Raw genomic sequence first — 14,070 nt, 5'->3', positions numbered from 1 at the left:
GTCTAGAGACTGGAGTTTATAAATTGAGATAGCTATATTGTATAGATATAACAAACTATATTGACAAATAAAGCAATCTATGAATAGCAAGCAGGAAAGACCTGACAAATCTTATATTTGGGTAAATATTGATTTTGATAAAGTTCAACATAGAATAAATGCCGTGACTTATCAGATTGAGCGCGTTATACAAAAGCACCAACTTTCAAATCAAACTGATAAATCAGGCAAAAGAAATAATTAAGTTATTTGTAGAGATTTTAGGCAAAGTAACTATATTTTTGTCAAACACAAATCTTTTCCCTCACCCCCAGCCCCTTTCCCAAAATTGGGAGAGGGGAGACATAATTCTAGTTCCCCGAATCCCAAAGATGGATTCGGGGTTAGGGGATGAGGGCTATCAAGGGAATGGCACATTTGGGATAGTCCGCTCCCAGCATAAAGCTGAGGAAGGGGAATTACGCGATTAGGTTAAAAGGTAAAAGTAGTCCGAAGTACACCTACAGTCGTAGTCTCATTGTTGCTGTTACCTTCTGGGTTAAAGAGAATAAACGCACCAGGGGTAATGCTGATATTATCGCTAACTTGAAAGCGGTAATAGCCTTCTAAATGGTAAGGAGTTGCCCGATTCTCGCCTGTGGGGGTAAGTTGAGCAGAACCACCAGTATCACTACGGAAAAGCGGCTGACCAAAAATAATCCCCGCAGTGTTCCCAGACTTGAATAAATCTCTGAAGTGAATTCCCGCCATCCAACTTGTAAAGGTGGTGGAAGCATTCACGCTATTTGAAGCAGCATCAACAAATAGTGCTGCACCGTAGCCAGATAAGGCTATCTTGGGAGACAATCGCCATGTTAGCGTACCCCCAACAGAGTTGACTGTGACCGGTGTTCCTGCTCCAACCCCTGCTAAAGCACCGATATCACTACTAACTAATCCTGTACCCAAAATATTGATTTCGTGATAACTGTGGGCATAGTTTAAACCAATATCCAGAGCGGAACTTGGCTTGAAGGTTAACTGTGTGGCAATAACACTACTACCACTAAATAAACCTGCTCCCAAAGGTGTAGTAGAAACTCCTGGTACTGCTTCAGTGGCAGATTTTTGGGTTAAATTGGCATTGGGATTGCCGTATAAAGCTCTTAAATCCAAATTTGGCGAAATGTTAAAAATAAATCCCGCCGCCGATGCTAAACCAGTACCCGAAGTTCCACCAGAAATCCGTACCACAGGATTCAAGCCGCCAAAACGAGAAATTGACTCTTGTCCTTCACCATAAAAAGGCGTAATTGCTGGGAAAGCATCTGATGTTTCCGCCGCAGTTCCCCCAAACAAGGTTAATTTATTAGCGACGGGAAAGATATACAGCAGTTTGTAAAGCTGAACACTGTTTGCGCCAACACCCGACAAAGTATTGACATTTATCCCCGGAAATTGCGGCTCAAAACTGGTACGGGCGCTACTTGCACTTAAAAGCGGCGAAGCTAATCCTAAACCCTGTTGTAAGCTACCCTGTCCATCGGCTCCACCCAAAAAGTTATAGGCTTGCAATCCAGTAATTAATAAATCTTTACCAGTAAAGCTAGTGGTGAGATTTAACCGTACTCTATTGACTAGGATAATGTTCGGGTCGCTTTTATTAGGAGCGCCGCCGCTACCACCAACACCAGCAATAATTACCTCTCCATTAAGTTTAGTAGTCGTAGAAAACTGATTTGCTTCTAGTTCTGCTGTGCGAGCTTCTACAGCATCTACTCGACCCCGCAATGTTGCTAATTCTGCCGTAAATTGTTCTTGTAGTTTCTGCAATGTGGCTAAATCTTCTTTCTTGACCAAATCACTAGTTGCAGTCGCAATCAGTTCATTGATTCGTTCTAAACAAGCATTTAAGCCAGCAGCAAACTCATAGCGAGTCATCGCCCGATTACCGCGATAGGTTTGATTGGGATAACCTGCGATACAACCATAGCGCTCGACTAAAGATTGGAGTGCCTGAAAAGCCCAATCGGTCGGCTGTACATCAGACAATTGAGATACGGATGTTACTTGGGCAAGTTTGTATGAGGATGGAGATGAAGTTGCAGATTGTGGTATGATTGGTTGCCAAAAGTTAACGGCAGAATCTACTTCATCTGGATTTTTTTGCTGTTGATTAACTGAGGTTAATTTTTTTTGGCTCTCATTAGCTATCAGCAATTTACTGGAGATATTTTTTGCTAAATTGCTTTGATGAGAATAATTATTTTCATAGCTGCCATCATCTTGATTAACAGCTACGTTTTTATCTGTAATTTCTAAACTAGGAAGGGCTTGCACAGGTGATAACCCGGCAATTAAACATAAAAAACCCATCCCACTAGCAGAAGCTAGTAGATATTTTATCATCATAACTCCCAACACCCATAAAATAATGGAAAAATTAATTGCGATTTTAAAATTGATTGATAAGTAAATTTAAAGTAGATTGAGCAAGAGAATCTTGTTAACTTTAATTTTTTTTTATTTCAGGATTTTTTCTGAATTAACTTACCACAATCTAAACTTATATCGCAAGTATTAAATTATAGTAAATACTATTTTGGGAAAGAATTAACAAGAAATCATATTGGTAGTTCTTATAATTACTATTGACAAAATAATAATTACATAAGTGTAATTTTGTGATAAATAACGAATATAGGTATTAAGCCGAGGATTTTGGCTCAATACCTAACGAAGAATAATTTACTCAAAAAAAATTAAGAGACTGCGATCGCTAAAATCAGCAAGAAAACGGTGGAAGTAATTTCTCTTGCGGTTGTAGCCCACTGTAGACATCACAGCAGTCTTATATATCACCTTTTAGCCAAATAAACAATACCTTACAGTAAGTAATATTTTTAACAAAACATTTGTAACTACCCTTGCAGTTTATTTACTCACCGCCTGCTATTCTGATAGTTACTTCGGTCTGTCATAGCAGATAGATTATCCTCAATAATGTTTTTATTTATTAGCGCTCATATACCATCGTGGTAATGTGGGTGCTTTTTCTTTATCCCTGATGGCAAAAATCCGGTTTAATTTTGAGGCGATGTTTGCTGTTTGATATACTAAGCTGACACTGAAGCTTTAACTTGACCAAAACGGCGATGTCTACGACGGGCTACGCCTACGCGTCTTTGGTAGCTCAACAAAGCCTGATGAAATGCTTCTCGATTAAAATCTGGCCAAAGAATATCGGTGAAATACATTTCTGTATACGCCATTTGCCACAAGAGAAAATTACTCAATCGCATCTCACCACTAGTACGAATCAACAAATCGGGTTCTGGAGTATCTGCTGTGTAGAGATGTTGTTCTACAAGACTTTCATTTACTTGTTGGGAATTAAGTTCGCCCTGTTGCACGAGTTGAGCTACTTGACGACAAACTCTGGTAATTTCGTTGCGGCTACCATAGTTGACTGCAACAGTAAAGTGGATTGCTTGATTGTTCAACGTCTCTGTCATTGAACGTTCCATTTCTGTTTGCAGAGACTTGGGTAAAGCTGATAAATCTCCAATAAAGGAGATGCGTACACCTTCTTGATGCATCTGAGCCAACTCGCGGCGTAGTAATCGCTCAAACAAATGCATCAGAAAATTAACTTCTTCAATGGGACGCTGCCAATTTTCTGTTGAGAAAGCATAGGCTGTCAATGCTTTGATTCCCCAATCTTTGCAGCAACGCAATAGTTCTTTGAGTGTCTTTGCTCCTTGGCGATGTCCAGCGATGCGCGGTAATCCTCGACTGGTTGCCCATCGTCCGTTACCATCCATGATCACGGCGATATGTTGGGGGATTTTTTGAGGTGTTAAATCGGTGGGTAGTTTTGAGAGAAGTTTGGAAGTCATGGATTTTTTGTGTTGAGAAATAAGAGTTAGGAAATAACGAACCGCAGAGGCGCAGAGGACACGGAGAAATGCACAAAAGGTTTATTGAGTAATTTCAAATAAATCTTGCAAGTACTCTGGTGTGAGGCTATTGTTCCAACTCCATAGACGATGCATTGTGTAGGCGAAGGTGAAGAGGAGAGTTGTTTTGTTGGTTAATGACCAAGCATTCCAGTTAAGGGTAGCCTTCATGCGGCGGAGGGTACGCATCAGGTTGTTACGATGATAGTTTGGCGATCGCGTTTTAATCAGCGTGCGTCCAATTCGCATCAACCCAGTATCAGGGAAAGTCCAAACACCAAACCCCCAGAATTTCGTTGTATGGTTGATTTCATCCTGTGCTAGTTCTTCTAGAACATCCTGGAGTGCGCCGGTGGTGTGAGCCATCAACCAAATATAAAGACAGGTAGCACCGTATTCTGTGGCAATGCGGTGTAAGCCGTGGCGATATAGGTCTTCGTAAGCGTCATCTGTGGGAAGATAGTTTCTAACGGTACGAAGTTTTGGGGTAATTTTCTCGCCTGTTAGTTGGGTGTAGATTTTGATTAATGCTGGTGTGTGCTGACGTTCTTCCTTTTCCCACAAACCAAGTTCTAGGAGTTCGCCATCTTCACCGACTGTTCCACCTACAAACCGAGCCATTTGAGGATGCAATTTTTCCAAATACTGCCGGCTGGTTTGGGTATAGCCGCGAATCGGGGCTTCTGTATCCATCGCACCTATCAATATAGATAAAAATACCTCTGCGTCTAAGCCGATAATTTGATTGCGGTTAATTGTTTGCCAATCGATGGGTTTCCAGGGACGCGGTTGGGGATTGGCAAACTGTATCGGTAAATCTTGCAGACGCTCATGTAGTTTTTCGACTGCAATATATTTGTCTATGAGGGAACTAATGCGGCGCTGTGTTTGCAAGTAATGAGGACTGGGATAGCTTTGACCTGCTAAGTCTTTTGTGATTGAATTGAGGGCATTAAGCATTTTTTTATACTTAAATTTTTATCTCTATGCCCAATAGCCTAAGCGATGCCTACGGCTGGCTACGCCTACGCACTTGGTTTTGTCAGTCGGCTGAAGTCGGCAGTTTTATGTGATAGGGTTGCAAAAGTCGGGGGAAAAGTTGGTTATAGAAAATTTTGGTTTCAAACCTTGCCCTTCTAAGACGACGTTACAAAGTTATATCACCATTGCAGATCCAAAGCAGTTAGTATTATCTGATTTACCATTTAAAGCAGGACAGAGAGTTGAGGTTATTGTTTTGACAGACGATAATCAAAGGGTTACTTTAGCAGAAGAATTAAAAAAGTTATTCAAAGAAATACAAGCGATACACGCAGATAATCCCTTGGATGATCAGGAAATAGTAGCAGAAATTGAAGCTTATAGACGGGGAAAATGAAAGTTTAGGATAATATTAAAGTATTCATTAACCAATTGTTAAACCTTATCTAAGTTGAGAACCGTAGTTTTCACCCTCTCCCTAAATCCCTCTCCCAAATCTGGGAGAGGGACTTTTAAATTCTGGCTGCTCTTGGACTATGTATGGGGGATAGGTTGGGGGATGAGGGCAAATCCTTTTCATAATGGAAGAACTATAGGTTTCAAGATAGACGTGGTTTAGTATCCATTATCGGAAGTTTTTTTTGAATCTGTAAAAATCCTTTTGTATTAATTTAACTCTCTGATAGTTCCCCAAATTGGTGACGATAACGTTCAAGTTGTTTTTGCGCTAATTCCAACTGTTCTTCTGGAGTTTGATAGCGCTTTCCTTGTTGATCGTACCAATACAAAACCTGACGCTGAATATTACCAGATACGTATTGCGATCGCCCAATTCCCAAACCAATTTCTGGCATCCAAAAGGGTTCACCAATTTGCAGTTTATAGCTACCATCTACTAAGCGATAAACTTCAAAAGGTTGATGGCGAAGCTCCAAAGGAGCCGCTTCGCTAACGCGTTGCCAATACTCTGGATTATAAATAATGTAGTACAGTACCCCTAACTTGGCATAGGTGTCTAATTTTTTGTCGTATTCTCCACCCAAAGTTAAGGAAACAATTTCCAAAGCCAAAATAGGTACAATGTAATGTTATTTTCTTCCCAAACAACATAGCTTGTACGAGATTTATCCGCTTTGCGGCGTTCTACACCCAAGCTCAAAAATCCGTCTGGTACAATCGGTACAAGTGGACTAACCCCTGTAGTATGGTAAACGCCCATATCCACACTGAAAAACCAGTCATTACGGTTTGCCCAAATATATTGCAGCAAGAAGAGAAGCAGGTTGGGAATAAAATTCTGGTCTTCGTTATCCACAGGGGTATCGTCTGAACAAGGAAGTTCAGCACTACTAGGCAATTGACGGGGGTCTGATTTCACCATAAGTAATGATGGTGCTGGAGTGACTATCATGAGTTTTATTTTATTAGACGAGAAGGCTTTATTCGGAAAAGTCGGGAAAAAAGTCGGATTCACAGAATCTTATCCGAAAACTTCAGCAACATAACTGTAAAGTAATTTATAGTTGTCCCTAAAATCTGAACTACCCTTGTTGTTACACAATGGACGCTGAAGCAGCATTAGCATGGTTAGACGCCATAATTCCCCCTCAGACTGGGGAACGGTTGAGCGATTTGCAAAAAGTGATTCTTGTGCAAGTTTGGTTGGGTAGAAAATACTTGGATATCGCTCATTCTTACGGTTGTACGGAAGGACACGCCAAGGATGCTGGTTCTCAGTTATGGAAGCTGCTTTCTAAAGTATTGCGAGAAAAGATTACTAAAAGTAATTGTCGCGCTACTTTGGAACGGGTTTTGAGAAAAACTACTGCGATATCAAGTCTGATTGATTACTCGCGATCGCCACATCCCACCCCAAAATTAGAGGATACCAATTTTATTGGACGAACAGAAGCGATCGCTCACTTAAATACTTTGGTAAATCAAGGCTCGAAAGTTATTGTTATCCAAGGTGAGGGAGGTTTAGGCAAAACCACTCTAGCGCAGCAATATCTGCATCATGGGTTTGAGTTGGTTTTGGAACTGCTGATGGCGAAGGAAACGCAGAATATCACCCCCGCCGAACGAGTAGTAGAGGAATGGCTCAAACAAGATTTTGATCAAGAACCTGGGGTAGAATTTGGGGTAACTTTGGGACGACTCAAGCGCCAACTCCACAATCGGCGAATTGGGGTGTTAATTGACAATCTCGAACCTGCATTAGATCAACAAGGTGGGTTGATTGCTTCTCACCGCAACTATGTAGAACTATTGCGGATTTTGGCTGATGCTAGGGTACAGTCTGTTACCTTGATTACTAGCCGCGATCGCCTTTGTGAACCTGGGTTGAATGTGAATCACTATCGGCTTCCTGGTTTAGATCAAAGCGCATGGCAACAGTTTTTTAGCAACCGTGGGTTAACTATCAACTCGCAAATTTTGCAAATCATGCATCGCACTTATGGCGGTAATGCTAAAGCAATGGGAATTCTCTGTGGTTCGATTGTGGAGGATTTTGATGGTGACATGCTTCTTTATTGGCAAGAAAATCATGCCGATCCGTTAGCAGCAACCGACTTAAAAAATTTAGCCGTTAGTCAAATCAATCGTCTGCAAGCTCTCGATCCTCAAGCTTATCGCCTACTTTGTCGTTTGGGATGTTATCGTTACCAAGATATACCTACCATTCCATCTCAAGGATTGTTTTGTTTACTTTGGGATGTCGCACCCGATCGACATCGCCAAATCATCGCCTCGTTAAGAAATCGGTCTTTGGTGGAGTATCAAAAAGGTGAATACTGGTTGCATCCGGTGATTCGGAAAGAAGCGATCACACGTTTACGCCCCAGCAATGAATGGGAAATTGCCAACCACAAAGCCGCAGAATTTTGGACAACTAGTGTTAAACAAATTGAAACCTTTAAGGATGCTTTGCAAGCTTTAGAAGCATATTATCACTACATAGAGATTAATCAATTTGAGTTGGCGGGTAAGGTCATTTTAAAAAGCCGAAATAATCAATGGCAGCAGTTTTTGCCTCTTGGTAGTACGTTGTATCGGATGGGTTTAATTCAGCCGATACTTGCGGCAATTAATCAAGTATTTAATAATTTGAAAGATGACAAAAATCTCAGCGAACTATACAATATACTGGGTGATTTATATTGGATAACAGGTAAAATTAGTCAAGCGATCGCTTGTCAGCAAAAGACTATTACTTTGGCAACTCAAGCACTCAAATCACTTGTACCTCAGCCAGAAAATAAACATCCAGTTTACTATCTGAGAATGCTAGAGGTAGATTCTTTATTAAGTATTGGTCTTTATCAAATAGATTTGTGGGAACTAGAGGCAGCCGCAAAGTTATTTCAACAAGTAATTTATCTGGCTCAAAATACCGAGCATCATCGCTGGGCAGAGAAAGCTTCAGTCTGTTTAGCTTTGGTATATTCTTATTTAGGTTTACGTGATGCCTCCGATCAATTAGCAAATGTAGCTTATCAAAATATTACAAACGAAAAATTGGTGGAAACTGGAAGATTTGTTTATTTCATGCAAATTTTGGGTCAAACTTATGTAAATTTAGGAGATTTTTATAAAGCAAATCAAATACTCCAGCAAGCTTTGACTTTTGCTGAAGAAAGCCACTATATGCAGGTAAAAGCAAAAACACTTTTGGGTTTAGCAGAAATCCATCGACAACAAGCATTTGCATTAGCCCTTACTTATCATACAGAAGCAATCGAACTTTTGGATAAAATAGGTGCTAAATGTGACCTAGCTGAAGCTTATTTTCAATTAGGTTTAACTTATCAAAAGATGGCAAAGTCTGATGAGAGTCAAATGAATTTTAATCGAGCAATTCAGCTATTTACTGAAATAAAAGCTCCGAAGCAAGTTGAAAAAATTTCCAACTGCGCTGCTCAAGGTTGTGTCAACTATTCCTGACATTGCTGAGTGGATATATTTAGACGCTAAAAAGCAGGCATATCGTTAACACACATCATACAATTTGCTGGCGTTGCGTTCGCTATCGACTTGAGTGGAAATTATTTTAAGCGATCGCACATCCAGGGAGCAATATCTAACGACAAACCGAGCAAAAGTCTACAGTTTTGCAATTCTTTAGACTCCAGGCGATCGCTCATCTCACCTTTTTATATCAACTAATTAAACCTTATCTAATACCATTTCTTTGTGAGGCTGCGCCAAACCCTCTTAACTTCTTCTTTCTTTCTTTCTTTCTTTCTTTGTGTTCTTTGCGGACTTTGCGGTTCGTTTTTCTTTCTTGTACTTAAATATGGTTTAGCGCATCTTCATACAGAATTGGTATAAGTTGAGAACCGTAGTTTTCACCCTCTCCCTAAATCCCTCTCCCAAATGCTTGAGAGGGAGTTTTAAATTCTGGCTCCCGAATCCCAAATCTGGGATTCGGGGTTAGGGGATGAGGGCAAATCCTTTTCATCACGGAAGAACTATAGGTTTCAAGATAGACGTGGTTTATGGGTTTATCCGATTACCAAATTTTTATATGCACTAAAGCTTAAATTTGTCAATATTTACTGTTTACAGCTAAAATTTCATCTTAGAATCAAGTCCTCAGCTAAACTATAAACTAAGTGGGTCGGCGTAAATCATTATCGTTGGGATAAGGCAGGGGGCAAAGGGCAGGAAATAGGGGGAAAAAGGGTTTAAGCCTTGTTTACTTTTATTTACACAGTTTGCTTTTATTGTGCCGACTTACTTACATGGCGAAAGTTTGCCTTTAACAAGGAGCAAAATCCTTTTATTAGTCTGGTTCAATTGAGATGGTAGCTGGATTTACCCCGTGCTTTACTATTTGCTATGTCTTTCGCTCTGGAAGAAAATCTGGTCAAATGGTTGAGATAATTTGTCAGCTAGCGCGTCTGTCAAGTCAAGTGATACTACAAAAATGGCTTAAAAGTTTAGGGAATGTGACACTTACCTCGTCTAATTGCCCATAATAATAAAAGTAACCCTTCAGCAATTTACTGTTGTACTCTATTAGTAATTCATAACTATATTTTTAACTATGACTACGCAAACAGTAGCTCCATCAGAAGTTTATCAAGGTCAGTTTGGGGAATTTACAATTACTCAGAGCGATCGCACTGGCGTAATTATCTACCGCGCTGGGTTAATGGTAGCAGCACTGAGCTTTGCCATAGGCAGCGCTTTGGTTTTGCTCAACAATAACCCGGCTATTTTTACGACACTTACACCTCTATATACTTGTTTTGCTGTCGCCCTTGGTGTAAGTTTATTTACCATTCATATTTATATGGCATCACTGCACCGAATATTGCAAATTTTTTGGGCGATCGGTAGTATAGCATCAGTGATTTTAGCAATCTCTAGTAGTGAACCTTTAGCTCTCACTGTTTACAATCAGCCTCTTACCTTATTTGGAGTTGGTTTTATCTTCGTTGCTTTGACAGGTATTTATTTTAAAGAAGCTTTTTGCTTTAATCGTTTGGAAACTAAAGTATTAACCCTAATAGTACCGCTACTATTGTTAGGACATTTGGTGGGAATTTTACCAACTCAGGGGGAAAGTGTTTTATTAGGAATTTGGGCAACGTTGTTTTTGGTGTTTGCTTTGCGAAAGACAGTACAAGCAATACCTGCTGATATCGGAGATAAGTCTGTATTTACTTATTTAAAAGAACAACGTTTAGCTAAGGTTTAATGCAGACAAAAAATCGTCGGTGTAGAAAATTTCCAAAAATCAAACTAATAAAACGCCAAGAAATGTGGACATTTACGGCTCAGGGGTGGGCGATTGCAATAGCTTCGATTGCTTATTTAATATTTTTCACTATTACTCATGTACACTCATTTCTCGCCGTGACTTCCCCGATAAAATCAGCAGAAATATTGGTTGTTGAAGGATGGCTACCAGATTATGCCATACAACAAGCTTTGACTGAATTTAAAAACGGTTCTTATAGTCTAGTAATTACCACGGGAGGCTCAATAGAAAAAGGAATTTATCTTACCGAATACAAGAACTTTGCCGAAGTGTCAGCCGCCACCTTCAAGAAACTCGGTTTAGAATCAGAGAAGGTGGTAGCTGTGCCAACGCCTCTGGTAATCAAGGATCGTAGTTATGCATCTGCTGCCGAATTTAATCGCTGGCTATCCGATTCTAATTTAAAGCTACAATCAATTAATGTTTTTTCTTTGGATGTTCACACCCGTAGAAGTTGGTTGCTGTTTAAGAAACTACTTAGCCCTAACATCAAAGTTGGTGCGATCGCTGCCAAAACACAAGATTACGATCCAAACAAATGGTGGGATTATAGCCAAGGTGTACGGACAATTATTGATGAAGGGATAGCTTATATTTATGCGCGGTTTCTAAATTGGAAATCTTAAAGGTGATAATTCGTAATTCGTAATTCGTAATTTTGAGTTACGAACTAAGAATTATGTTATGTAGCTTTTCCTAATTAAATGAGTTACATCAGAGCAAGCGACGAGCTTGCTCTTAGGGGGTTGTGGGTGGGGTTCAGTACCTACTCAACTGAGAACCGCTATCTAAAACCTAATTTTGGTAGGGTACTTTTACTATGGGCAATTAGACGACATCATATTACTTTTGCAGGATTTGTAATAATGCTTGTCGGTAAATTTTTAAGCCCTCTGCGTTCAGATGATCGCCATCGCTCGACAAATTATCTTTAAGAACATTATTCTCATACAATGGTGCTACTCCTGCTGCTGCAACTGGCACTTTTTCTATTTCAGCAACTTTATTAATCAAAGTATTAATTTGTTCAACTTTAGAATTTGGGGCTGATAGAGTTGGATCTGAGCTTGCTGCAACAGTTGAATAAAAAGCCGGAATCAGAAAAATCCCTTTATTTCCCATTGTGCGGACAAGTGCGATCGCTTCTTGTAGATTTTTGCTAAACAACTCATCACTAATTCCATACCAAGCATCATTTCCACCTATGGCAATAATAGCTTTTTCGCATGTAACCTTGGTAGGAATTAAACTTTTGAGTTGTTCCAGTAATGAGATTGTACTCAAGCCATTTAACCCAAAATTAAAAGTATCATTCCCAAGAGTATTACCAAGTTCAGCCGAAACAGAATCACCAAATAAGCAACCTGAAAACTGTTTATTTTGAGCGGCAAATATTTGATATTGCAGGGCAATTTTTCCTAAAGGAGAAGAACTTACATTGTCCTTTGGAGATGCATCAGCAGAACCAGAATAAGAATTTGCCATGCTAACTAGCTTAGAAATTTTTGACAGATCAATAACTAGTTGATTACTGGGATAGGCTGCGAGAAAGCTGACTAATCCTAGACCTTCTGGTGATTTTGCTCCTATGATAATGGCAGCTCGTAGGGCTTGTATACTGGCTTGATCGCGACGAGCGATCGCAACGGACGCAAAAGATAAAATTTGCTTGCTCATCCCTGTATTTATCAGCTTATCTAAAGCCACAATATCAAGAGACATTTTTACCTGAAGGGCATCTTGAAACTTCTGTTTTTCCTTAGGGCTGAGGTAATGTAAGAAAGATTGCAGTTCGCTAGAAACCTTTTGGTTGTCGGCATAGTTGCGTATATCTGCCACAGGGAGCGATCGCTCAAACAACCCGTATCTGACAGTAACTTTCTCAGCCGCCAAACTAGGCAACGAACCAAGCCCACTGTGCAACAGTAAAAATATTAAACACCCAGATAGGCTTATTAAAACACGATAGAAATATTTCATCACACAAAATAAGAAGATAGTCAATAGTTAATAGTCAAGAGTCAAGAGTCAAAAGTCAAGGGGTTAGTCATTTGTCATTGGTTATTAATCTTCTCCCTCATCCCCCTCATTCCCCTCAACAAACAACCCCAATATGGGAATACTCAATCAAGTAGTGAGGATGAAACCGTGGTAGAAGAAGGCGCATATTGGCTAGCTTGGGCGCAAATTTCGGGAATTGGCCCGGTATTATTGCGGCGGCTGCAACAGCATTTTGGCACGTTAGCAACAGCTTGGAACGCTACCAAGGTAGAGTTAGGAGAGGTCGAGGGTTTTGGTTTTCAAACACTCGAAAAAGTAGTACAACAGCGATCGCGCCTACACCCAGAACAACTATTTACCAAGCACCAGCAAGAAAATTCTCATTTCTGGACACCAGCAGATGCAGATTATCCCCGCTTACTACTAGAAACTCCCAGTCCACCGCCGATTTTATACTATCGCGGTGAAGTCGAACTCCAAGAAAATCTCGGACAAAAACCGATGGTTGGAATTGTCGGAACCCGCCAACCCTCAGAATACGGTATCCGTTGGACTCGCCAAATTAGTACAGCTTTGGCTAAAAATGGCTTTACAGTTGTTTCTGGGATGGCGGAGGGAATTGACACAGAAAGCCACATCGCCGCCATGAAAGCAGGTGGACGCACGATCGCAGTTTTAGGAACCGGTGTAGATGTCATCTATCCACATAAAAATCGAGATTTGTACAAGCAGATTTTGACGGCTGGCTTAGTCGTGAGTGAGTATCCCACAAAAACCCCACCCGATCGCACTCACTTTCCCCGTCGCAACCGAATTATTGCAGGTTTAAGCCGCGCTATCCTGGTAATGGAAGCGCCGATCAAATCTGGTGCTTTAATTACTGCTACCTACGCAAATGAATTTGGTAGAGATGTTTATGCACTGCCTGGTAGAGTAGATGATTATCCATCCCAAGGGTGCTTAAAGTTACTGAGTCAAGGAGCTTCTTTCATCCTCAAAGAATTAGATGAACTATTAACAATGCTAGGAGCAATACCACAAATTGATGCAGTGGAGGCTTCCATAGCACCAGAACAGTTAATGCCAATATCGCCAGAATTGCAAACGGTAATGAATGCGTTGGCAAGTGAAGCTTTACCCTTCGATTTTATTGTCCAACAAACCGGCATGGCTGCTGGTTCAGTTTCTGGTGCGTTGTTACAGTTGGAACTTATGGGTTTAATTTCGCAATTACCAGGAATGCGGTATCAAAAAAGTTAAAATATAATGGGACTTCCAAAGAATAAATTATTCCAAGAAAAATAAGGTACAGGATTGTTCAATACCTATTTTGGTTGATATGACAGCACTTACATTAAACCTCAATTCTGTAATTAAACT

Annotated in this window: 10 protein-coding genes and 1 pseudogene; 6 read left to right on the top strand and 5 right to left on the bottom strand. The window is 40.3% G+C overall.

The annotated features are described in order from the left end of the window. The first annotated feature begins 79 nt into the window (after positions 1-79). Positions 80-244 carry a hypothetical protein gene (locus V7K73_RS16705; protein WP_334881716.1) on the top strand — a complete coding sequence of 55 codons (165 nt, stop codon included), beginning with the start codon at positions 80-82 and terminating at the stop codon, positions 242-244. 227 nt (positions 245-471) lie between these two features. On the opposite strand, the gene V7K73_RS16700 is transcribed toward V7K73_RS16705, so the two are convergent. From V7K73_RS16700 to V7K73_RS16690, 3 genes are all read right to left on the bottom strand, one after another. Continuing rightward, entirely contained in the window at positions 472-2,388 is a 1,917-nt protein-coding gene (locus tag V7K73_RS16700) for an iron uptake porin (RefSeq protein WP_334881749.1), read from the bottom strand. A 707-nt stretch (positions 2,389-3,095) separates the two neighbouring features. After that, positions 3,096-3,878 (bottom strand): isoprenyl transferase, encoded by a 783-nt coding sequence (locus V7K73_RS16695; protein ID WP_334881715.1) that lies wholly within the window; start codon positions 3,876-3,878, stop codon positions 3,096-3,098. A gap of 81 nt (positions 3,879-3,959) precedes the next feature. Beyond that, a complete protein-coding gene (locus V7K73_RS16690) occupies positions 3,960-4,898 on the bottom strand; it encodes a ferritin-like domain-containing protein (protein WP_334881714.1) in 939 nt (312 codons plus the stop codon). 109 nt (positions 4,899-5,007) lie between these two features. Here V7K73_RS16690 and V7K73_RS16685 point away from each other — a divergent pair, with 109 nt between their 5' ends. Next, positions 5,008-5,316, top strand: a complete 309-nt coding sequence (locus V7K73_RS16685) for a hypothetical protein (protein WP_334881713.1) — start codon at positions 5,008-5,010, stop codon at positions 5,314-5,316. A gap of 274 nt (positions 5,317-5,590) precedes the next feature. On the opposite strand, the pseudogene V7K73_RS16680 reads toward V7K73_RS16685, so the two are convergent. After that, positions 5,591-6,300: pseudogene (locus tag V7K73_RS16680) on the bottom strand (Uma2 family endonuclease). 179 nt (positions 6,301-6,479) lie between these two features. Here V7K73_RS16680 and V7K73_RS16675 point away from each other — a divergent pair. The 3 genes from V7K73_RS16675 (at position 6,480) to V7K73_RS16665 (ending at position 11,315) form a co-directional block, all read left to right on the top strand. Beyond that, positions 6,480-8,864, top strand: coding sequence for an NB-ARC domain-containing protein (locus V7K73_RS16675; RefSeq protein WP_334881712.1), 2,385 nt, complete (start codon positions 6,480-6,482; stop codon positions 8,862-8,864). 1,105 nt (positions 8,865-9,969) lie between these two features. Then, a complete protein-coding gene (locus tag V7K73_RS16670; protein ID WP_334881711.1) occupies positions 9,970-10,626 on the top strand; it encodes a DUF2301 domain-containing membrane protein in 657 nt (218 codons plus the stop codon). Beyond that, entirely contained in the window at positions 10,626-11,315 is a 690-nt protein-coding gene (locus V7K73_RS16665; protein ID WP_334881710.1) for a YdcF family protein, read from the top strand. Before V7K73_RS16670 ends, V7K73_RS16665 begins: the two co-directional genes overlap by 1 nt. A 217-nt stretch (positions 11,316-11,532) precedes the next feature. Here V7K73_RS16665 and V7K73_RS16660 read toward each other — a convergent pair whose 3' ends face one another. Beyond that, on the bottom strand, positions 11,533-12,693 hold the full coding sequence (locus tag V7K73_RS16660; protein ID WP_334881709.1) for an alpha/beta hydrolase: 1,161 nt from the start codon (positions 12,691-12,693) through the stop codon (positions 11,533-11,535). A gap of 144 nt (positions 12,694-12,837) precedes the next feature. Here V7K73_RS16660 and dprA point away from each other — a divergent pair, with 144 nt between their 5' ends. Next, entirely contained in the window at positions 12,838-13,950 is a 1,113-nt protein-coding gene (dprA, locus tag V7K73_RS16655) for a DNA-processing protein DprA (RefSeq protein ID WP_334881708.1), read from the top strand. Positions 13,951-14,070 lie beyond the last annotated feature (120 nt).

The sequence above is a fragment of the Nostoc sp. genome, from assembly GCF_036916975.1.
Lineage (GTDB): Bacteria > Cyanobacteriota > Cyanobacteriia > Cyanobacteriales > Nostocaceae > Nostoc.
This window is presented reverse-complemented; position numbering and strand designations above follow the sequence as displayed.